20 protein-coding genes are annotated in these 19,955 nt (G+C 70.2%); 8 read left to right on the top strand and 12 right to left on the bottom strand.

Going from position 1 to position 19,955, the window contains the following annotated elements:
* The first annotated feature begins 135 nt into the window (after positions 1-135).
* Entirely contained in the window at positions 136-1,077 is a 942-nt protein-coding gene (locus tag ACTWP8_RS18495; protein WP_443323232.1) for a PAC2 family protein, read from the top strand.
* A gap of 36 nt (positions 1,078-1,113) precedes the next feature.
* The gene (gene coaE / locus ACTWP8_RS18490; protein ID WP_443323231.1) at positions 1,114-1,719 is read left to right on the top strand and encodes a dephospho-CoA kinase; all 606 of its coding nucleotides are present in this window, start codon (positions 1,114-1,116) and stop codon (positions 1,717-1,719) included.
* A gap of 6 nt (positions 1,720-1,725) precedes the next feature.
* Here the strand turns inward: coaE and ACTWP8_RS18485 are convergent, their stop codons facing one another.
* Positions 1,726-2,538 (bottom strand): alpha/beta fold hydrolase, encoded by an 813-nt coding sequence (locus ACTWP8_RS18485; protein ID WP_443323230.1) that lies wholly within the window; start codon positions 2,536-2,538, stop codon positions 1,726-1,728.
* Between the two features lie 388 nt (positions 2,539-2,926).
* Here ACTWP8_RS18485 and ACTWP8_RS18480 point away from each other — a divergent pair, with 388 nt between their 5' ends.
* The 4 genes from ACTWP8_RS18480 to ACTWP8_RS18465 all read left to right on the top strand — a co-directional run bounded on the left by ACTWP8_RS18480 (position 2,927) and on the right by ACTWP8_RS18465 (position 7,101).
* Complete coding sequence (locus ACTWP8_RS18480) at positions 2,927-3,295, top strand: tetratricopeptide repeat protein (RefSeq protein ID WP_443323229.1); 369 nt, start codon at positions 2,927-2,929, stop codon at positions 3,293-3,295.
* A gap of 181 nt (positions 3,296-3,476) precedes the next feature.
* On the top strand, positions 3,477-3,590 hold the full coding sequence (locus tag ACTWP8_RS18475; RefSeq protein WP_443323248.1) for a hypothetical protein: 114 nt from the start codon (positions 3,477-3,479) through the stop codon (positions 3,588-3,590).
* A gap of 290 nt (positions 3,591-3,880) precedes the next feature.
* Complete coding sequence (locus ACTWP8_RS18470) at positions 3,881-4,624, top strand: HAD family hydrolase (protein ID WP_443323228.1); 744 nt, start codon at positions 3,881-3,883, stop codon at positions 4,622-4,624.
* Entirely contained in the window at positions 4,621-7,101 is a 2,481-nt protein-coding gene (locus ACTWP8_RS18465; RefSeq protein WP_443323227.1) for a glycoside hydrolase family 65 protein, read from the top strand. Before ACTWP8_RS18470 ends, ACTWP8_RS18465 begins: the two co-directional genes overlap by 4 nt.
* A gap of 264 nt (positions 7,102-7,365) precedes the next feature.
* Here ACTWP8_RS18465 and ACTWP8_RS18460 read toward each other — a convergent pair whose 3' ends face one another.
* From ACTWP8_RS18460 to murJ, 6 genes are all read right to left on the bottom strand, one after another.
* Complete coding sequence (locus ACTWP8_RS18460; protein ID WP_443323226.1) at positions 7,366-8,013, bottom strand: DUF4360 domain-containing protein; 648 nt, start codon at positions 8,011-8,013, stop codon at positions 7,366-7,368.
* 368 nt (positions 8,014-8,381) lie between these two features.
* Positions 8,382-8,828 (bottom strand): Fur family transcriptional regulator, encoded by a 447-nt coding sequence (locus ACTWP8_RS18455; RefSeq protein WP_443323225.1) that lies wholly within the window; start codon positions 8,826-8,828, stop codon positions 8,382-8,384.
* A 74-nt stretch (positions 8,829-8,902) separates the two neighbouring features.
* Entirely contained in the window at positions 8,903-9,490 is a 588-nt protein-coding gene (locus ACTWP8_RS18450; protein WP_443323224.1) for an ATP-binding protein, read from the bottom strand.
* A gap of 257 nt (positions 9,491-9,747) precedes the next feature.
* A complete protein-coding gene (locus ACTWP8_RS18445; RefSeq protein WP_443323223.1) occupies positions 9,748-9,954 on the bottom strand; it encodes a DUF397 domain-containing protein in 207 nt (68 codons plus the stop codon).
* Entirely contained in the window at positions 9,951-10,793 is an 843-nt protein-coding gene (locus ACTWP8_RS18440) for a helix-turn-helix domain-containing protein (protein WP_443323222.1), read from the bottom strand. The genes ACTWP8_RS18445 and ACTWP8_RS18440 overlap by 4 nt, the downstream gene beginning before the upstream one ends.
* Before the next feature lie 360 nt (positions 10,794-11,153).
* On the bottom strand, positions 11,154-12,842 hold the full coding sequence (gene murJ, locus ACTWP8_RS18435; RefSeq protein ID WP_443323221.1) for a murein biosynthesis integral membrane protein MurJ: 1,689 nt from the start codon (positions 12,840-12,842) through the stop codon (positions 11,154-11,156).
* A 338-nt stretch (positions 12,843-13,180) separates the two neighbouring features.
* Here murJ and ACTWP8_RS18430 point away from each other — a divergent pair, with 338 nt between their 5' ends.
* On the top strand, positions 13,181-13,675 hold the full coding sequence (locus ACTWP8_RS18430) for an ATP-binding protein (RefSeq protein ID WP_443323220.1): 495 nt from the start codon (positions 13,181-13,183) through the stop codon (positions 13,673-13,675).
* Here ACTWP8_RS18430 and ACTWP8_RS18425 read toward each other — a convergent pair whose 3' ends face one another.
* Together ACTWP8_RS18425 and ACTWP8_RS18420 are read right to left on the bottom strand one after the other, a co-directional pair.
* Positions 13,676-14,056 carry a peptidoglycan-binding domain-containing protein gene (locus tag ACTWP8_RS18425; RefSeq protein ID WP_443323219.1) on the bottom strand — a complete coding sequence of 127 codons (381 nt, stop codon included), beginning with the start codon at positions 14,054-14,056 and terminating at the stop codon, positions 13,676-13,678. It lies immediately after the preceding gene.
* Between the two features lie 903 nt (positions 14,057-14,959).
* Positions 14,960-15,493 (bottom strand): HAD domain-containing protein, encoded by a 534-nt coding sequence (locus tag ACTWP8_RS18420; protein WP_443323218.1) that lies wholly within the window; start codon positions 15,491-15,493, stop codon positions 14,960-14,962.
* A gap of 127 nt (positions 15,494-15,620) precedes the next feature.
* Here ACTWP8_RS18420 and ACTWP8_RS18415 point away from each other — a divergent pair, with 127 nt between their 5' ends.
* On the top strand, positions 15,621-17,657 hold the full coding sequence (locus ACTWP8_RS18415; protein ID WP_443323217.1) for a cellulase family glycosylhydrolase: 2,037 nt from the start codon (positions 15,621-15,623) through the stop codon (positions 17,655-17,657).
* 35 nt (positions 17,658-17,692) lie between these two features.
* On the opposite strand, the gene ACTWP8_RS18410 is transcribed toward ACTWP8_RS18415, so the two are convergent.
* Genes ACTWP8_RS18410 through ACTWP8_RS18400 form a run of 3 tightly spaced genes read right to left on the bottom strand, consistent with a single transcriptional unit; the run spans position 17,693 to position 19,945 of the window.
* On the bottom strand, positions 17,693-17,872 hold the full coding sequence (locus tag ACTWP8_RS18410; RefSeq protein WP_443323216.1) for a hypothetical protein: 180 nt from the start codon (positions 17,870-17,872) through the stop codon (positions 17,693-17,695).
* A 17-nt stretch (positions 17,873-17,889) separates the two neighbouring features.
* Positions 17,890-18,939, bottom strand: coding sequence for a carbohydrate kinase family protein (locus tag ACTWP8_RS18405; protein WP_443323215.1), 1,050 nt, complete (start codon positions 18,937-18,939; stop codon positions 17,890-17,892).
* Positions 18,940-18,952: 13 nt separating this feature from the next.
* On the bottom strand, positions 18,953-19,945 hold the full coding sequence (locus tag ACTWP8_RS18400; RefSeq protein ID WP_443323214.1) for a pseudouridine-5'-phosphate glycosidase: 993 nt from the start codon (positions 19,943-19,945) through the stop codon (positions 18,953-18,955).
* Positions 19,946-19,955 lie beyond the last annotated feature (10 nt).

Genomic DNA, 19,955 nt, shown 5'->3' with positions numbered 1-19,955 from the left:
GAAATATGGGCGATACGCCGGAAGCTGACGGGCCGTAACACCCCGTTGCCACGATGCGGCGGCCCCCCCGACGCCGGGAATGCCTGTGCGCCCCCGGGCGTTGGGCGTTTATGAACACGAGGAGGCGCGGTTACGGTGCTTGATCCGCAGGATCTGTACGAGTGGGAGCCCAAGGGGCTCGCAGTGGCCGACATGGCGATCGCCCAGGACACGGCAGGGCTCGTCATGCTCTACCACTTCGACGGATACATCGACGCCGGAGACACCGGCGAGCAGGTCGTGGAACGGCTGCTCGACCAGCTGCCCCACGAGACGGTTGCACGCTTCGACGCGGACCGACTCGTCGACTACCGCGCCCGGCGTCCCCTGCTCACCTTCCAGCGCGACAGCTGGACCTCGTACGACATGCCCAGGCTGGACGTGAAGCTGGTGCAGGATGCCACCGGCGCGCCCTTCCTGCTGCTGTCCGGACCCGAGCCGGACGTGGAGTGGGAGCGCTTCGCCGTCGCCGTGCGCCAGATCGTCGAGCGGCTGAGCGTCCGGCTGTCCGTGAGCTTTCACGGCATTCCCATGGGCGTTCCGCACACCCGCCCGGTCGGGCTCACCCCGCACGGCAACCGGCTCGACCTGATGCCCGGCCACCAGAGCTTCTTCGACGAGGCGCAGGTGCCCGGCAGCGCAGAGTCGCTCGTGGAGTTCCGGCTCGCCGAGGCGGGACACGATGTGCTGGGCGTCGCCGCGCACGTGCCGCACTACATCGCCCGCTCGCCGTACCCCGACGCCGCGCTGGCCGCGCTCGAGGCGATCACGGCGGCGACGGGACTGGTCGTGCCGGGCGTGGTGCACACGCTGCGCACGGCGGCGCACCGCACCCAGACCGAGATCGACCGGCAGGTCGGGGAGGGTGACGAGGAGCTGGTCTCGCTTGTGCAGGGCCTGGAGAACCAGTACGACGCGGTGGCCGGCGCCCAGAGCCGCGGCAACCTCGTCGCCGAGCCCGCGCAGCTGCCGTCGGCGGAGGAGCTGGGCCGGGAGTTCGAGCGCTTCCTCGCCGAGCGCGAGGGCGACGGCGACTGAGGGCGTCCGGCCCGGGGGCTGAACTAGTCTGATCGCATGCTGAAGGTGGGCCTGACGGGCGGTATCGGCGCGGGCAAGAGCGAGGTGTCGCGGCTGCTCGCGTCGTACGGCGCGGTGATCGTCGACGCGGACAAGATCGCGCGGGAGGTCGTGGAGCCGGGGACGCCCGGCCTTGCGGCGGTTGTGGCCGAGTTCGGCCCGGAGATTCTCGCCCCGGACGGCACCCTGGACCGCCCCAGGCTCGGTTCTGTCGTCTTCAACGACCCGGAGCGGCTGCGCGCGTTGAACGCGATCGTCCACCCGCTCGTCGGTGCCCGCTCGGCCGAGCTGGAGGCGTCGGCCGCGGGCGCCGACGCCGCCGTCGTCGTGCACGACGTCCCCCTGCTCACCGAGAACGACCTGGCCGGTCTTTACGACCTGGTGGTGGTCGTGGACGCGTCCCCCGGGACCCAGCTCGACCGCCTGGTCGGGCTGCGCGGTATGACTGAGTCCGAGGCCCGCTCCCGAATGGCCGCTCAGGCGACGCGCGAGCAGCGGCTGGCCGTCGCCGACCTGGTGATCGACAACGACGGTCCGCTGGAGGCGCTGGAGTCGCAGGTCAGGAAGGTCTGGGAGGAGTTGCGGGAGCGAGCGGGCGGGTGAGCCGGGTCAGCCCACGCACTGCGGCTTGAAGCCGGGGTCGGCCGGGCCCTCACGGTCCAGGGCGTTGATCACCCATCGGGCGACCACGGGGTCGTTGGGGGACTGGTCGTGCTCGATCGGGTCCATCGGGCACGCGTCCTGCAGGGTGATGTTGGTGACCTGCTTTGTCGGTCCATCGAGAAAGGCGCTGGTGTACGGCGTGACGACCTCGTCGTATTTCGTCGTGATCACCGTGTAGTCCGGACCCGAAACGGTGTCGCCGCCCGCGTTGAGCTCGGTCAGGAACGGTGAGCCCGCCACCTGGTCCGCACATGCCGCGCAGACCGTGGCTCCGGTGACGGCCGCCAGGGGGTTGGTCGTGCCGTGGTTGGACGGAACGATGCCGACCAGGTCGTCGACCTTGTTCGCGCCGTGCAGGAACTTGAGGTAGTAGCGCGGCATCATGCCACCCTGGCTGTGCCCGACGATGTCCGCTTTGTGCGCTCCGGTGGCGCTGAGCACGGCGTCCACGAAGGGCGCGAGCTCGCGCGCGGAGTCCGCCACGTGGTCGGTCGCGTCGTGCCCGTAGTTGAGCGCGAAGACGCAGAACCCGGCGTCGGCGAGCTTCGGCGACAGCGTGCTCCAGTTCTTCGCCATGTTCTCGAACGTCCCATGGACGAGGACGACCGGGTCGGGGTGCTCGGCCGTCGGCTTGCACGACCAGTCGTTGGCGCCGGGCGGGGAGACGTCCACGGTGTCGCCGATCGCGGGCGTGGCGAAGGCCGTCAGCGCGGTGATGACGGCCGAGGCGAGGAGCACGGCGAGAGAGCGGCGACGCATGGCACTTCCCTTCCAGGCACCGCCGGGCCCGGGTCCGGGCGACGGCGGTGGCGGCCTTCCGTTCCGGCCGTTCCGGGCGGAACGGAAGGCCGGTGTGCCGTCGCCCGGAGGTCGTCCGAGGTCGTCCGAGGAAGATCCGCAGGTCGACGGCGTGTCGAACAGTGAAACGGAATGCTTACCTCCCCTTACTCGCGAGTCAAGAACCTGGACGGTGGGATGTGCGCCACACGGGGAAAGTCACCCCCCTGACCTGCCGCAGGTCTCATGTCGATGTCGGTGCGGGTTGTCGTGTGCACGGCCGCCGTCCGGGGGAATGCTGTGCCGGACGGTGTTGTTGTCCGGACCGAGTGGCAGGATCCGCCGTCGTGTGTTGTGGAAGGAGGCTGCTGTGCCCGAGCGCACCCCCGAGACGCATGTCATCGACTTCCGCGCCGCGGAGCATCTGCTGGCTGCGCGCGACCCGCGTGGCGCGATCAAGCTGCTCGACTCGGTGATCGAAGCCCACCCGGAGAGCAGAGCGGCACGCCTGCTGCGAGCGCGCGCGTACTTCATGGCGGCCCAACTCCGCTCGGCGGAGGCCGAGTTCCAGCACATCGTGGACCGCGAGCCGGACAACGCGTTCGCCCACTTCGCGCTGGGCCGTACGCTGCAGCGCGCCAACCGCCCCGGCGAGGCCATCCGCCACTTCCGCCTGGCCGCGGCGCTGGACCCGCGCCCGGACTACGTCGAGGCGGCCCGCTTCGGCGAGAGCGCCTGAGACCACTGAGATCACTGACCCCACTGAGATCACGGACGCCCGGCTTCCCGAGGAGGGAGCCGGGCGTCCGCTTCAGCGTGCTCAGGGCGCCCGGAGGTACGTCAGGGCGCACAGCGGATCCGGTCGGCGCGGCGACTTCACCCGGCGAGTGTGAAGTCTCCCGCCGCGGCCTCGGCGCAGGCTGCCCGCCGATCCGATCTGGCCGAACCGCGACCGCTTCGTGTTCTCCGAAGGCCACGCCTCAGCCCTCCTCTGGTCGCAGCTGCATCGCGTACGGCTGAGACGAGGGCGGTAAAGCGACAAAGCGCTTTCTCGGTATGCCGCCCGACGCGGACTTTTACATCCCCGACGGCGTACGCGAGCACTTCGACGCAGGGATCGGCGCCAGCGCCGCTGAAGTCGAGCCGTACGCACCGGGGTCCTGGGGTCCCGAGGCCATCCACCGGCTGATCGCCCCGCACGACTGGTACCTGCCGGACGGCCGCCAGGCCCAGGGCGCCTGTGGGGGAGGATCCGCCCGGGGGCACTTCAGCCGGCCGCGCGTCGAGGTCCCGCTCCCCGCCGCGCCCTCCTACGCTCGACAGCATGCTGGGGCTTCCGGAGCACGTGCACACCTGCCTGTTCGACCTCGACGGCGTCCTCACCCGGACCGCGAAGGTCCACGCGGCCGCCTGGAAGGAGATGTTCGACGCCTATCTGCGGCAGCGCGCCGACCGCGAAGGCGCCCCCTTCGTACCGTTCGACGCGGTCCGCGACTACGACGAGTACGTGGACGGCCGACCGCGCGCCGACGGCGTCCGCACCTTTCTCGCCGCGCGTGGCATCGACCTGCCGGAGGGCGCGCCCGACGACCCGCCGGACGCGGAGACGGTGCACGGACTGGGTACGCGTAAGAACGACCTGGTCCTGCGCAAGATCGAGGAGGAGGGCGTGCAGGCGTACGAGGGCTCGGTCGCGTACGTACGGGCGGCCCGGGACGCAGGGCTGCGGCGCGCCGTGGTGTCCTCGAGCGCCAACTGCCAGGCCGTGCTGACCGCCGCGGGCATCGCCGACCTTTTCGACGAGCGCATCGACGGCCTCGTCGCGCGCGAGCAGCACCTGCGGGGAAAACCCGAACCGGATACGTACCTGGCCGCGGCCCGCGCCCTGGGCGCCGAACCCGGCGAGGCGGCCGTCTTCGAGGACGCGCTGGCCGGAGTCGAGGCCGGGCGGGCCGGGAAGTTCGGCATCGTCGTCGGCGTGGACCGGGTCGGACAGGCCGACGAACTGCGGCGGCACGGCGCCGACGTGGTGGTCCGCGATCTCGCCGAGCTGCTGGAGGAGCGATGATCAGTCACCCGAGCTACGGGGTGGAGCCCTGGTGCCTGCGCGAGACCGAACTCAACCTGAAGGTGCTGGCGCAGAGCGAGTCCGTGTTCGCCCTGGCCAACGGCCATGTCGGCTGGCGCGGAAACCTCGACGAGGGCGAGCCGCACGGCCTGCCCGGCAGCTACCTCAACGGCGTTCACGAGCTGCACCCGCTGCCGCACGCCGAGGCGGGCTACGGCTACCCGGAGTCCGGCCAGACGATGATCAACGTCACCAACGGGAAGATCATCAGGCTCCTGGTCGACGACGAGCCGTACGACCTGCGCTACGGCGAACTGACGACCCATCAGCGGGTGCTCGACTTCCGCTCCGGGGTGCTGCGCCGCACCGCCGAGTGGACCTCACCGGTCGGCCGCAGCGTGCGCATCACCTCGACCCGGCTGGTCTCCTTCACCCAGCGGGCGATCGCCGCGGTTTGCTACGAGGTCGAGCCGCTCAACGGTCCGGCGGACATCGTCATCCAGTCCGAGCTGGTGGCGAACGAGCAACTGCCGCAGACGGGCGGCGACCCGCGGACCGCCGCCGCCATCGACTGCCCGCTGCGGGCGGAGGAGGACTTCGCGCAGGACACCCGGCTGCGGCTGGTGCACAGGACCGCGCGCAGCGGGCTGCGGGTGGCGGCCGCGGCCGACCATGTGATCGAGGGCCCGGAGGATGAGGGAAGCCCCGAGGGTACGGGCCACGGGGACGGCGCGGGCGGTACGAGCGGCAGGGGGATGACGGACGGCCCGGCGGTGACGGGCGGCACGCGCGGCACGACCTGGGCGGCGGAGAGCGAGCCGGACGTCAGCCGCCTCACCATCACCAGCACGGTCGCGCCGGGACAGCGGCTCCGCATGGTGAAGTTCGTGGCGCACGGCTGGTCGGGCCGGCGCTCGCTGCCCGCCGTCCACGACCAGGTCGACGCCGCGCTCGCCGCCGCCCGCAGCACCGGCTGGGAGGGACTGCTCGCCCAACAGCGCGACTACCTCGACGACTTCTGGTCCTCCGCCGACGTCGAGGTGCACGGCGACGCGAAGATCCAGCAGGCGGTGCGCTTCGCCCTGTTCCACGTACTGCAGGCCGCCGCGCGGGGCGAGGAGCGGGCCATTCCCGCGAAAGGCCTGACCGGGACGGGCTACGACGGGCACTCGTTCTGGGACATCGAGTCCTTCGTGCTCCCGGTGCTCACCTACACGGCGCCACAGGCGGTCGCGCCGGTGCTGCGGTGGCGGCACGCGACCCTGTCGGCGGCGCGGGACCGGGCCCGCCAGCTCGGGCTCGACGGCGCGGCTTTCCCCTGGCGGACCATCACCGGGGAGGAGTGCTCGGCATACTGGCCCGCGGGCATGGCCGCCTTCCACGTCAACGCCGACATCGCCGACGCCGTGCTGCGGTATGTGACCGCCACGGGGGACGAGGACTTCGAGCGGGGCCCCGGCCTCGACCTGCTGGTGCACACCGCCAGGCTCTGGCGCTCGCTCGGCCACCACGACACCGAGGGCGTCTTCCACATCGACGGTGTCACAGGCCCCGACGAGTACAGCGCCGTGGCCCGCGACAACCTCTACACCAACCTGATGGCACAACAGAATCTGGTCGCCGCGGCCGAGGCCGCCATACGGTACCCGGAGCGGGCGCGGGAACTCGGCGTCGACGACGAGGAGACCGCGGCCTGGCGCGACGCCGCCGCCGGAATCGCGCTGCCGTACAACGAGACGCTCGGCGTCCACGAACAGTCGGCGGGGTTCACCCGCTTCCAGGCCTGGGACTTCGACGCCACCGGGCCGGACCGGTACCCGCTCCTGCTGCACTTCCCGTACTTCGACCTGTACCGCAAACAGGTCGTCAAGCAGGCGGACCTGGTGCTCGCGCTGCATGTGCGCGGGGACGCGTTCACGCCTGAGGAGAAGGCACGCAACTTCGCGTACTACGAGCCGCTGACCGTACGGGACTCGTCGCTGTCGGCGTGCTCGCAGGCGGTCATGGCCGCCGAGACCGGCCATCTGCGGCTGGCCTTCGCCTACTTGGGCGAGGCTGCCCTGATGGATCTCGAGAACCTGGAGCACAACACGCGCGACGGGCTGCACATCGCGTCGCTGGCGGGGACGTGGATCGCGCTGGTCCACGGCTTCGGAGGCATGCGGCGGCACGGCTCCGGTGACGGCGGCAGCAGGAGGGGCGGCGAGGTCGTCGAGTTCGCGCCACGGCTGCCCGAGCACTTGACCCGGCTGGCGTTCACGGTCCTGGTACAGGGGCGGCGGCTACGGGTGGAGATCGACGGGTCGTCGGTCCGCTACGCACTGGTCCAGGGGGAGCCGCTGCGGATCCTGCACTGCGGGGAGCCGCTGACGGTCACGGCGACCGATCCGGTGGAGCGGCACCTGCCGCAGGTGCCACCGCAGCCGGAACCCCGGCAGCCGAGCGGGCGGCGCCCCGCGGACCGGTCGAGCGATTGACCGCTCGCGTACGGGTTTCTCCCCCCGACCCGCCCCTTCCCTGACCGGCGGCTCTGCCCCAGACCCCAGGGGGCCAGGGGTCTGGAGCAGAGCCCCTGCCACGCGGCGGAGCCGCAATATCGATGCTGCGGGATGGGGCGGGGCGGGGCGGGATGGGGCGGGATGGGGAAAGACCCGCCGACACGCCCAACGGCCCAGCGGTCCAGGGTCCTACGGGCCCAGGGACTACGCGCCCAGGGTCCTACGGGCCAGGCCCATACAGGACTATGACCGCTGCGGGCACTCCTTCCACGCGAGGTGGTAGACCGTGCTGACGCTGGCGTCGGTCGAGTCCATCGTCATGAAGCTGGTCTTCTGCGGGTCGGATGTGCCCTTGCTGACGCGCAGTTCGGTGTTGATGTTGAAGTTGCGCTGCTCGCCGCAGGGCGCCCACACCAGCTGTGCGACCTCCGTGACGTCGGACGCCTGCCAGTTGTCGTTGTAGGGCCCCGTGAAGTCGTGGTTCTTGGAGACCGTCTCCGGCATTCCCTGGAAGTAGTAGTTCGCTCTCTCCCGCCCCGTCGCGCCGGACTCCAGGTACGCGAACCCGCGGTAGTCGGCTCTGGCGATGGCGTAGGTGAAGCCCTGGGGGACGTGCACGATCAGGTTGAGCTGGCAGTTCTTCCGGAAGGCGGTCGGGTCGGAACTCCCGCCGGTCTGGGCGAGGTAGTCGCTGTACGTGACCGTGAACGCTGTGTTGTCCGGCGCGACGGCCACGGCGGCGGTGCCCTCGGGGCATCCCGATCCGTTGACGGTCGCCAGCTCGATCACGATCTTGTCCGGTGGTGCTTCGAGCGACGGTGCGGCGTGGGCAGAGGTCGTTCCGGCGAAAAGCGCCGCGGCGGCGCCGAGGATGGTCAGAGTCCTGTGCATGGGGGGTTTCTCCATTGGCTCGTTCACCGCTGCCGTGCGGTGACGGGATGAGGCGATGGGGCGTGAAGGACTCGCTGAGATTGCGGGGACATGTCAGCACGCTGAAACGAACCTGTGAAGAGAATCTGAAGGGAAGCCGCCGCCATGGAGGGAAATCCGGCCGAGTACGGGGTCGGCCGGATTTGGACGTTGCGGGCATGCCCTGGGGCGCGTAGGCAGGGGCGATCCGGGGGCGTGTGGCGCGCGTACGCCCCTGCGGAGAGGCCGGCGCGTACCTCAGGGCGGCTGGACCGCGGCGCGTACTTCAGGGCGGCTGGGCCGCCGCGCGTATTCGAGCGCGGCTGGATCGCCGCGCGTACGACGGCCGGCTAGGCGACGCGCTTCTCGGCCGCCCGGCAGTCCGGGCAGGTGCCCCAGAAGGTGACGGCCGCCTCGTCGATGCCGAACCCGGCCGGCAGCCGCGGCTTCATGCACGGGGCGGCACCCACCGTGCACTCCACGTCGCGGATCGTGCCGCAGCGGCGGCACACGAAGTGGTGGTGGTTGTCGTGGCGCTCGGTCTCGAAGCGGGCGGGATGACCGGGGATCTGGGTGGTACGTACCAGGCCGGCCTCGGTGAGCGCGCGTAGAACGTTGTAGGTGGCCTGGAGCGAGAGCCCGCCGGTGATCTGCTGGGCGCGGTCGCGGAGCGTGTCCGCGTCCAGGTGGCCGGGCGACTCGTGGATCGCCGTGAGCATGGCCATCCGTTGAGCGGTCACCCGCAGTCCCGCCTCGCGCAACCGCGAGGCCGCCGCGGCCATGGGTTCCTCGGTCATCGCGCCTCCGTTCGCCGCATGATTCACAGGATTCGCATGATGCACAGGACTCCTCGCTGCCCGGCCCGGCTGGGTCAGGCCGCGTCGCTCAGGTCGTTCAGGTCGCTGAGGTCGTTCAGGTCGTTGAGGTCGTCCAAGTCGTACAGGGCGCCCGGGCTCGTGGGCTGGGCGGACAGCTCGAACCAGACGTTTTTGCCGACGGCGGCGCGGTCGCAGCCCCAGCGGGTGGCGAGCAAATCGACCAGTTCCAGACCGCGGCCGTACTCGTCGTCCGGTCCGGCGGCGGTCTGCCGGGGCCGTGCAGGCGATCCGTCGGACACGGTGCAGCGCAGACCCGACATCCGCTCCAGCGTGAGGCGGAGGGGGTCGAAGGCGTGCCGCAGCGCGTTGCCGACCAGCTCGCTGACCAGCAGTTCGGCGGCGTGGACGATCTCGCCGAGCCCCCAGCGGGGCAGTACCTCGCGTACAGCCTTCCGGGCCTGCCCGCAGGCCACGGGCGACCACTGCAGCGGCCAGGGGCCGACGGCGACGGCCTCCTCGAGCGGTCCTGGTGGTAGCGCCCACCCCGGCTGCGCCGGGACCGCGTAATGCGGCCGGGGTGTGAGCGCGGCGCCCGCAGCGGCTCCGTCCGACGTCGGCTCGAGGGGTTGTGTGCGGTCCATGGGTCACCTTTGTGGCGGGGGCTGGGCCTCCCCATCGAATGTAGGCGTTTTCTGGAGTAAGTCAAGAAAATGGAGGAATGTCCGAAACCCGGAACTAATCCAGAAAATGGAGAGCCCCTCCGAGTACGGCAGCCGAAGGCGAAGGCGGGCGCTCCATGGGCTGAGCGCCTGGCTATCCGCGCCCCCCACGGGGGCGTGGCGTACGGCGGCGCCCGTCACCGGATTCCTCCGGTGACGGGCGCCGTCGTGTCAGCGGTTCAGTCCCGCGCGGCGAACTCTATGAATGCTGCCCACTCTTCAAGGGCGAACGAGAGTATTGGACTCGCCATATCCTTGGAGTCGCGCACGTGGACCGTTCCGGGGCAGGTGGCGACCTCGACGCACTCGCCGCCTGCCCCGCTGCTGTAGCTGCTCTTGAACCAGGCCAGTTCAGGCTTGACTTGGGCGGACTCTTCGACGCTCATACTGCTCCCAGCAACTTCTCGATGTAGGACAGCGATTCCCGTGGAGTGAGGGCCTGGGCTCGGATGATCCCGTATCGCGCCTCAGCTTCCCGGACCGGCTTCCGTTCTGTAAGCAGGCGGCTGATGTCCTGCACTTCCATGTAAGCGATCCTCTGCTGTCCTGTTGTCTCGATCAACGTCAACGGGCCACCTAGTCCGGCATGGTCTTCACGATCGGTCGGCATCACTTGGATCTCTACGTTGCGCTTTTGGCCGATCAACAGGATCTGTTCCAGCTGCCCACGCAGAACCCTCCGACCGCCGATCGGCCGTTGCAACACCGCTTCCTCGATCACGAAGCTCATCAGAGGAGCGGGCCACCGGGAGAAGATTTCCTGGCGGGCCATTCGGGCCAAGACCCGCTGCTCGATGGTGTCCTCGTCCAGCAGCGGACGCCACATGGCGAAGACGGCCCGCGCGTACTCCTCCGTCTGCAGCAGGCCCGGCACGGCCTGGCTGGCATAGACATGGAGTTCCACCGCATCCGCTTCCAGCCGCGCCGCATCCCTGAAGAACCCCGGATACCGTGCCCGCGCGACCGCATCCTTCATCGCCCGCAGGACCCCGCCCGCGCCAAGTACCTCGTCCGCCTTGTCGATCATCTGCGGCTTCGGGATCCGCCGCCCCTGCTCAACTGATGCGACCTGGTCTTCCCCATAGCCGAGCCGCGAGCCCAGCTCCGCCTGCGTCAGCCCTGCCTGCTCCCGGAGCAGTTTCATCTGCTTGCCGAAGCACTGCAGGAACCCCGCCCCTGAGTCGTCCCGGTCCGGCAGCTCCGGCCGTCCCGCCGCTCCTGTCATGCCCCGCCACCTCCGGTGCCCACGGCCCCAATCCGAATCAACAAGCCCAGGCCCAACGGTCATTCGTCTGCGCCGGTCACGGCCGACAGCCCGTACAACGCACGCATCGTGCGCGTACGGCGACCATCCGTGTCCACCGGGCCGTGCGAGCCAGGCTAGGCGCGGGGCGAAGGTCACGTACCTCTGGTCGGCCGAAAACCATCTGTTCGGGCTGCCTTATGTGGAATCGCTCACCGAGGAGAGTGCGAGGCACTGGAAGTCGACTGCGACGCCTTGACGACCCCGACCGAGCGTTGTCCACCGTGCCCCCGGTAAGGGAGACTCGCGATGAGCGTGCACCGAGCCGCTCGGTGCGCGTTCTTACCTCAAGCCGGGAAGGCTGCGCAGCTCGCTGACCCCCATCAGCCGGGCAAGCACGAGGTACCCCAGCGCCATCGCGACCGTTCCCGCGGCAAGAGTGAGCGCGGTGGGGAGCGTGCCGGTGTGCAGCGTGGTGGCACAAGCACGAGCGGCAGCCCAGCCCAGCCCCGCAGCGAGACCGGCGGCAAACAGTAGCTTCGCGTAGGTGCGGCGCAGCCCTCCGTCGTCGAGATGGCCGCCGAGCTTCTTGCGCAGCAGCCATGCGGTCAGGGCGAGCCCGGCCAGATAGGACAGGGTGTATGCAGCTGCCATACCGGTCACCGCCCAGCGCGCGGGCAGCAGCACGTGGCAGACCGTGGCCAGCGCGATGTTCACCCCGGCGATCCAGGCAGCCATGAAGAACGGGGTTCGGGTGTCATCGAAGGCGTAGAAACCGCGCAGGAGCAGGTACTGGGCGGAGAAGGGAATCAGCCCGAGGCCGAACGCCTGCAGCATGTGCCCGAGAGGCTCGGCGGAAGCGGTGTCCGCCGCGCCGTGGGCGAACAGCAGCGTCGAGATCTGCGGCCCCAGGGCGAGGAAGAGGAATCCGGCGGGCACGATGACGACGCCGGTGATCCGCAAGGCCCGCGAGAGATCTGCGCGCAGATCCGGGAGCCGGCCCTCGGCAGCTGCCTTGCTCATGCGCGGCAGCAGCGCGGTCACCAGAGAGACAGTGACGATCGACTGCGGCAGCATCCAGATGGTCTGCGCGTACGTGTAGGCCGAGTAGCCGGCACCGGCCTGCGGCAGTTCCTGATCAGCAGCGTTGGCGTAGTTGGTGACCACGGTCAGGGCGACCTGATTGGCCAGGACGAACAACAAGGTCCACTTCGCGGCATGGACGCTCTTGCCCAGGCCGGTTCCCCGCCAGTCGAACCGCGGCCGGAACCGGAAGCCGGCAGCGCGCACGAACGGGATCAGAGCGAGGGCCTGGAGGGCAATCCCAGTCGTGGTGCCGAGCCCCAGGAGCCGCACCTGCGTCGCGGTGATGTCTTCCACCCGGTCCGGGATCGTCATCAGCCCCAGGTACGCGCCGAACATGCCGATCAGCACGAGGTTGTTCAGCACCGGAGTCCACATCATCGCGCCGAACTTCTCGCGAGCGTTCAGCACCTGGCCAAGGATGCTGAACAGGCCGTAGAAGAAGATCTGCGGCAGCAGGAACCGGGCGAACATCACGGTCAGCTCGAACGCCTCGTGGCCTTCTGGAGTATCGCGCATGTACAAGCCGACGATCTGCGGGGCCACCCACACCGCCAGCGCCGTCCCCACACCCAGGACGCACAACACGAGCGTCACCAGCCGCTGCTCGTAGGCCCGCCCTCCGTCGGGCTGCGTCGACCTGGCCCGTACTAACTGAGGCACGAGCACGGCATTGAGCGCTCCGCCGATCAGCAGGGTGTACAGGCTCGTCGGCACGGTATTCGCCGTGTTGTACGTACTGGCCAGCAGCCCTGTGCCCAATACCGCGGCCTGCAGCACTTGACGGATCAGCCCCGTCGCCCGGGACACCACCGTGCCCAGCGCCATCAGCAACGACAAACGAGCCAGTCCGCCCTGGGTCGCCTTGGCCCTTCGAGGGGCGCGCCGCCCCGCTGCCCGCTCACCCGCTAACGGGAAGCCCGTCGTGGTCTTCGCCCCCTCCACCATGCCGCCAACCTACGCCCCCCAAGATCCCCGGCCTGCATGCGGTGGGCAACAGGTGCTTGCCCCAGGTGAGAGCCCGGGGCTGAGGGACGGCCCGGCTGCTACGGCGGACTCCGCGCGGGAGTCACGGGAAGGCAAGCGGTATTGACGCCGACATCGCTTATGGCCGGCTCCCGCGCAGGAGCCGTCACGCGTCCGCTGACGCCGACTGGGTCAACGTCGCCCGGCGGTTCGGTCGTGGCCCACAGCTCCTACAGCGCACCGATCGCGCCCGTACAGCGGCTTTCCGTACCCGCGTCTTTGCTGGTCAGAGCAGGACTGGGGCCGACAGGCTCATTCTCATGACGACTGAAAGCCCCCTATCCGAGCGCACTCGCCAACCCGCCATCACACCGGACTCCGGCGGGCCCGAACGCGAGTTCACCATGCGGTTCACCTCCACCCCGCGGGGTGCTCGCCTCGCCCGGCGCATGGTGTCCCATCGGCTCGACGAGTGGGGCTACCCGTACGCGTCCGACGCCAACGGCACCATGACGCTGATCGCCGCCGAGCTTGTCGCCAACGCGGTCCGCCACGGGCGCGTCCCCGGCCGGGACTTCGGTCTCCGGCTCACGCTCACCTCGTCCGCCATGCGGATCGAGGTGAGTGACACCCGCGCAGAGAAGCCGATCCCCAGACACCTCCCCGAGGCACCGCCTTCTGACGCCGACTCGGGTCGTGGCCTGTTCCTCGTCTCGCAGCTCGCCACCCGTTGGGCTGTCACTGCCCGCGAGGGCGCGCCGGGAAAGACCGTCTGGGCGGAGTTGGCCACACCCGCACCGGCCGGCTGTCGCTGACTACTTGGTGCGCGATTCCAAGTCTTGGCGGGTGTTGTCGCCGTAGACGCCTCTCTCGTCGCCGCGGATGCCGTACCACTCCTGGAATCTGGCCACGGCCTCCTGGACCTCGATGTCGTAGAGGCCGTCGATATTGCGGTCGCCGTAGATGTTCGGGACCTGGAGCAGACGTACCTGCAGTTCGTACACTCCATGGCCGCTGTCGCCCCGGCGCAGGACACCTCCGCCCAGTTGGGGGTTGCCCAGTTGGGGGCTCTCGGGGACTGACGGGCCCGGGTCGTCGGACAGCGGTCTGTCCGGCTGCGCGATGGGTGTGGACGAGACGGGCAGGGTGGGGCGGTCGTTGCCCAGCAGCGCAGAGGCGAGGATGAACCCGCTCACGGCGCCCGCCCCGAACACCCCGGCGACACGTGTGCTCCGCCTGTCCATGAGGCGCCGGCGCCCTCGGCCTCTGGTTCTCGCGTGCGAGCCCGAGCGCGGGGGTGACGCCTCCGGGGGCTGGTCGGGGGCTTGGTGGGCAGTGCCCCACCGGTCGGCGTCCGGGCGCGGATCGGTCACGGGCCGCCGGTCGCTCACGGGCGGTGGGTCGGCCACCGGCCGCCGGTCGGTCACGGGCGGCGGAGCGACTGCCGGGCGTTCGACGTCCGGCCACGCCGGCTCTGCTGCCTGGGGGAACGGGGCGGCGTGCGGACGGTCCGGCGCTGCTCGCATCTTCCTTGGGCGGAAGAGATCCGTGTTCTCGGGGCCGCGCTCCACCGGTTGCGGTCGCCGGAGAGGGATCGGGGGCGGAGGCGAGAACGGGGACGGGGACGGGCGATTGATGACGGTGCCCCTGACCGGCTCGCGGCGGGGGCGACCGGACGGGGGCGGGCTCTCGGCCCGGCCCTCCTCCACGTCGTCCTCGTGGAGCCGGGCGCGCGCGGCGTCCAAGGCGTCCAGCACGTCCTGGAAGGAGTCCATGATCGCGCGCCCGGCATCATGACTCGGATCAGGAGCTCGCTGGGTTTCGGTGTCGTTGACTCCCACCGGCAGTCCTCCTCAACCAACATCCGTGGACGTTCAGCTTTCGTTGTGAGGCGATACGCAGCCCGTGCGGCGTTGTCTCATTTCGCCTTCGGCGACCCCGTGCCCATCTCGGCGATTTCGCCAAAGAGTTGACTGGGCTCTGGAAGACGCGGTGAGCGTGTCTTCGCCCTTGCAGGCGCGCTTCAAAAGCCTGTGCGCAGGGGCGCGAGCAGCCGCGGGCCGCGCTTGCTCCCAACTGCCGCCCTGCGCCGGCTCGGCTCACAGCCGCGCCGCCCACCGCTCCAGCGTCGCGAAGTCCCCCTCGCGCAGGCCGCGGCGCGGGTTGATCTGGATCAGCAGGGCCGGGGCGTCGTGGTGGGTGGATACATGGGTGGTGTCGCGGTGGGTGATCAGGTCGTCGACCCAGGCGAAGGGGCGGCCGGCGGCCCACTTCAGGACGTGGCGGGTTTTCCAGTACAGGCCGTCGGGGTCCCTGGTGAAGAGCTCGGGCCATTCGATCACCGGGAGGTCGCTGGGGAGACCGAGGACCGGGGCGATCATCTCGTTCGCCTGGTGCATCCAGGTGGTGGCCCACGCGAGTTCGTACGGGAGGGCGGTCAGGCGCGGGCCGTGGGCGGGGTTGAGGCGGACGCGGAGGCCGCGGCGGTGGCGGCGGGAGCCCGGGGTCTGGCGGGCCGACCAGTTGGCGGGGTGGAGGCGGTGGGTGGTGTAGCCGCGGGGGCGGCGCAGCCGGGCGCCGTACGGGTTGAGCGGGCCGTCGACGTCGAGGAGGAGCAGGGGGCGATCCGTCATGAGAAGTTTTTACCCCCTGTACCTTCTTGGCTCCGGTCAATGGCAAGCAGTAGTCGGCCCCCGGCTGGGCGTCCACCCGTCCCTCGTTTACTTGACGACTCGTCAGCTTTCGGTGACCGTGTGGGGCATGGTGAACGCAGGCACGCGCAGGTCCGGGCGGAGCCAAATATTCGGGGTAGTCCTGGGGCTCCTGGCAGCGGCCGGGGCTTACGGGGCTCCAGCGGGCGCCGCCTCCGATTCCGGCTCCGGCGCCTTCGCTTCCGCTGCCGGCTCCCGCCCCGCCTCCGCCCACGCCGCCGCAGGCCCCCTGTGGTTCGACACCCGGGCTGCGGGCGAGGTGTCCGTGCAGGGCACGCGGTTCGTCGACGGGTACGGTCGCGAGGTCGTCCTGCGCGGGTTCAACGTGTCCGGCGAGGCCAAGCTGGAGGAGAACGGCGGGCTGCCCTTCGCCAGTACGGACGATGCCCGCACGTCGGCACGGGCGCTGCGGAATCTGGCCGGTGGGAACGCCGTACGGTTTCTGTTGTCCTGGGCGCACGCCCAACCCGAGCCCGGCCGGGTCGATGACGCCTATCTGGCCAGGGCGACCGAGCAGATGCAGGTTTTCCTCGACGCCGGGCTGCGGGTCTTTCCTGACTTTCACCAGGACCTCTTCTCTCGCCATCTCTTCAACAAGGACAGCTGGTACACCGGCGACGGCGCCCCCAAGTGGGTTGTGAAAGCGGGAGGTTACGGCAAGGAGTTCTGCGGGATCTGCTTCCACTGGGGCCAGAACATCACCCAGAACAAGCCCGTCATGGACGCGAGCCGCGACTTCTGGCACAACCGCGTTCTGGCCACGGATGCCGGTAGCTTCGGCGTTCAGGATGCGTTTCTGGACACAGCGCAGAAGGCGATGACCTACGTCGCGCAGCACCTCACCGCCGACCAATTCGCCCGCGTCGTAGGCTTCGACCCGTACAACGAGCCGTACGCGGGCACATACGACGACGGCCAGGACAGCCGCTCGTGGGAGCGGGACGTGCTGTGGCCCTTCTACGAGCGGTTCCGCTCCCGCATGGATGCCGCGGGGTGGCGGGACAAGCCGGCCTTCGTGGAGCCGAATCTGTTCTGGAACTCCAACCTGGACTTCGCGCGGCAGGAGGGCGGTCTGTCCGACACCGGCGGGAAGCTCGGTCCGCGGTATGTCTTCAACACGCACTTCTACGACCAGAAGGCGATCTCCGGAATCTTCATGCCGGGCAAGGCTCAGGACGGCCAGTATTCCGGAGACTTCGGCGCGGTGCGCGAGCGTTCCTCCGCGACGGACACCCCGGCCGTCGTCAGTGAATTCGGGCACCCGCTCAGCGGCAACGTCGCCGACAAGGCGCCGACCGTTCTCAAAGCGATGTACCAAGCCCTCGAATCCCGTCTGTCCGGCCGGAATTGGTGGAAACAGACGGCCCGCTCCGGGCCCGTACTGTCCTCCACCCAGTGGCATTGGGACATCTACAGCGGCCGTCACCACGAGGTGATGAACGACAACCCCGACAAAGTCCTCACCGAGGCCGATGCCTGGAACGACGAGGATCTCTCCTCGGTCGAACTCGGCGACTCGGGCGAGCCCGTCCTGCGCCAGGACGCGCGGCTGATCGACCGCCTCTATCCGAGCGCGGTGGCGGGCCGCACCCTCGCGTTCACGTACGAGGACCGGTCCCGCGACGGCGGGAAGACGCTGACGTGGGACCGCATACCCGGCGACCTGCCGAACGTCGCCCGGCTCGTCGGCAGCGGCCAGTACGGCATGCTGGTCTGGCGCTCCGGCGGTGACGGCACGGCGAACGCACCCACCGAACTGCACCTGCCGCGCGGCTGGGACCCGGCCGCCACCACCGTCGTATCCGACCTCGGTACGGCCACCGGTCAGCCGCCCTACACCGCCCACGGTCACACCGCCGATCACCCCATCGCGGCCGCCCCGGAAGCCGGGGCCGGCAGCGCCATCGGGGACACGGGTGGCTCCCCGAACGCCCGGCGCCTACTGCTCTCCGCACCGCCGTCCGGCTCAGGTGACCTCCATTTCGCGCTGGTAAGTGACGGTACGGCGGCCCCCTCGGCGGAACTGCGTGCCGCGGCGCGGAAGGAGCTCATCCAGTGGGCGGCCCGCTCCGGCTTCCCCCGGTGAGGGGGCGGAAAGTGCATACGGGCGGACCAAGCGGCTTATGTTGTGGCCCCGTTGAACGCCCAGACGCTGAAAGCAGCGCCTTGCGGGTCCCGCAGTGCCGCCAACGGACGGCCCGGCTCGTTGACCACCGTGGAGCCGATGCGGTCCTTCCCCTGCCACAGCCCCACGGTTACACCCGTCGGGTCCGTGGCGAAGGCCGTCCGTCCGGCGTTCATGACGTCGGACGGTGGACTCAGTCCATCGGGGGCACACGGGCACTGGGCTGGTATGGGCGGGCGCCCGCGTAGGTGGTTGACCGTGAGGCGGCCTGGCATGCCGTCCTGGCCGACGCGACAGGCGTGGCACCGGAGAGGCGGGCCGCGAGCAGAGTTCCGGTGAAGGCATCGCCCGCGCCTGTGGTGTCCACGGGGGTGGCGGGCGGGGCCGGTACGCACGCGAGGAGCTGTCCCTCCGCGGCGAGCAGGGCTCCATCGGCGCCCAGTGTCAGAGCTACGAGTGAGAAGTCGTGACTCAACTTCAGGGCCATGTCCGCCGGTTCCGAGAGACCGGTCAGCAGCTGGGCCTCGGCGAGGTTGGGGGTGAGGAGGTCCGCTCCTGCGATGGATTGCAGGAAGAGGTCGACTCCGAGGCGTTCGATGAAGCCCGCTGATGCCGGGTCCACGCTCACGGGGATGCTGTGCGCTCGGGCCGCCTTCATGGCCACGCGCGCGTGGGCGCGGGACGAGTCCGCGAAGAACAGGTAGCCCGACAGGTGGAGATGGGCGACGCCCTCCAGGAGGTCGTCGGACCAGTCGTCGGGGGTGAGGCGGAGGGCCGCGCCGCTGTCGGTGAGGAGGGTGCGTTCGGCGGTGGCGTCCACCAGCGAGATGACCTTGGCGGTATGAGCCTCCGGGTCCACCCGCAGGATCGGGCGGACACCCGAGCGGACGAGGGCTTCCTCGTGCCACTCCGCGGAGTCCGGGCCGACGCACGCCAGGAGGCGTACGTCCACCGCACGCAGGTCCGCGCCCGCGCCGGGGTCCGCCCCTTGACCCCTGCCCGTCCCCTTGCCGCTGTCCGTGCCCCCGCCCACGCCCGCGTGCGCCGCCCAGCACGCCACGTTCGCGCCCGCGCCGCCCGGCAGGATCGAGATCTCCGCGGCGGTGTCCGTCGCTGCGGCGAGGGGAGTGGCGTGGCGGGCGACGATGTCCGTCACCACGTCTCCGATGACCAGCAGGCCGCCGGCGGGCCCGGCCCCTGCCCCAGCCGGGGCCCAAGCCCCAGCCCCAGTCCCGCCCGTCACCCAGCCCCGCCCCTCACTCGGACCGGGACCACGCCGCGGCGATCTGCGCCGCCAGGCGGACGTTGCCGCGTACCGCCGCCAGGTTCGCCTCCAGAGACGCACCGCCCGTATGCCGCACCAGGTAGTCCAGGAGGAAGGGGGTCACCGCCTGACCCGTGACGCCCTCCCGGGCGCACGCCGTAAGAGCCTCCTCCAGTACGCGGTCGTGGAGTTCCGGGTTCAGCTGATCCTGCTCCGGGACCGGGTTCGCCACGATCAGCGCCGACTCCGTACCCGATCTCGTACCCGGTTCCGTACACGAGTCGGTACTCGATCCCGTACCCGGTTCCGTACGCGACTCCGGGCCGCCCAGTCCGTCCTGGGCCCGCATGATCGCCGCGACTTCCTCCGGCTCCCGCACCGTCCAGTCCACCGGCTCCCCCGAACTGCTCACGTAGAAGCCGGGGAAGTGATCCGTCCGGTAGCCCACCACCCCCACCCCCAGTGTCTCCAGGCGCTGCAGCGTCGCGGGCACGTCGAGGATCGACTTCACGCCCGCGCAGACGACCGTGATGCGCGTACGGGCGAGGAGCCCGAGGTCCGCGGACTCGTCCTGCGTCGTCGTCCACTCGCGGTGTACGCCGCCCAGGCCGCCCGTCGCGAAGACCCGGATCCCGGCGCGGGCCGCCAGGAAGGCCGTACCGGATACGGTCGTCGCCCCGCTCGCGCCCGTCGCCAGTGCCGGGGCGAGGTCGCGGTGGCCCAGCTTGCGCAGCGAGCGGTCGTCGGCGATCCGCTCCAGCTGGGTCTTGTTGAGGCCTACATGGGCCCGGCCGTCGAGGACCGCGATGGTGGCCGGTACGGCGCCGGCGGCGCGGACGATGCCCTCCAACTCCTCCGCCACGCGCAGATTGCGGGGCCGCGGAAGTCCGTGGGCGATGATCGTCGACTCCAGGGCCACGACAGGACGGTGGCCCGCGAGCGCTTCCCGTACGTCGTCGGACAGGGCGATCAGGGGGGTGGGCATGCTGCGCTGC

The sequence above is a fragment of the Streptomyces sp. 7N604 genome (genome assembly GCF_052245475.1).
In the GTDB taxonomy this organism is placed as follows: domain Bacteria; phylum Actinomycetota; class Actinomycetes; order Streptomycetales; family Streptomycetaceae; genus Streptomyces.
Note: the sequence above shows the minus strand (reverse complement) of the source record. Positions and strands in the feature narration are given on the sequence as shown.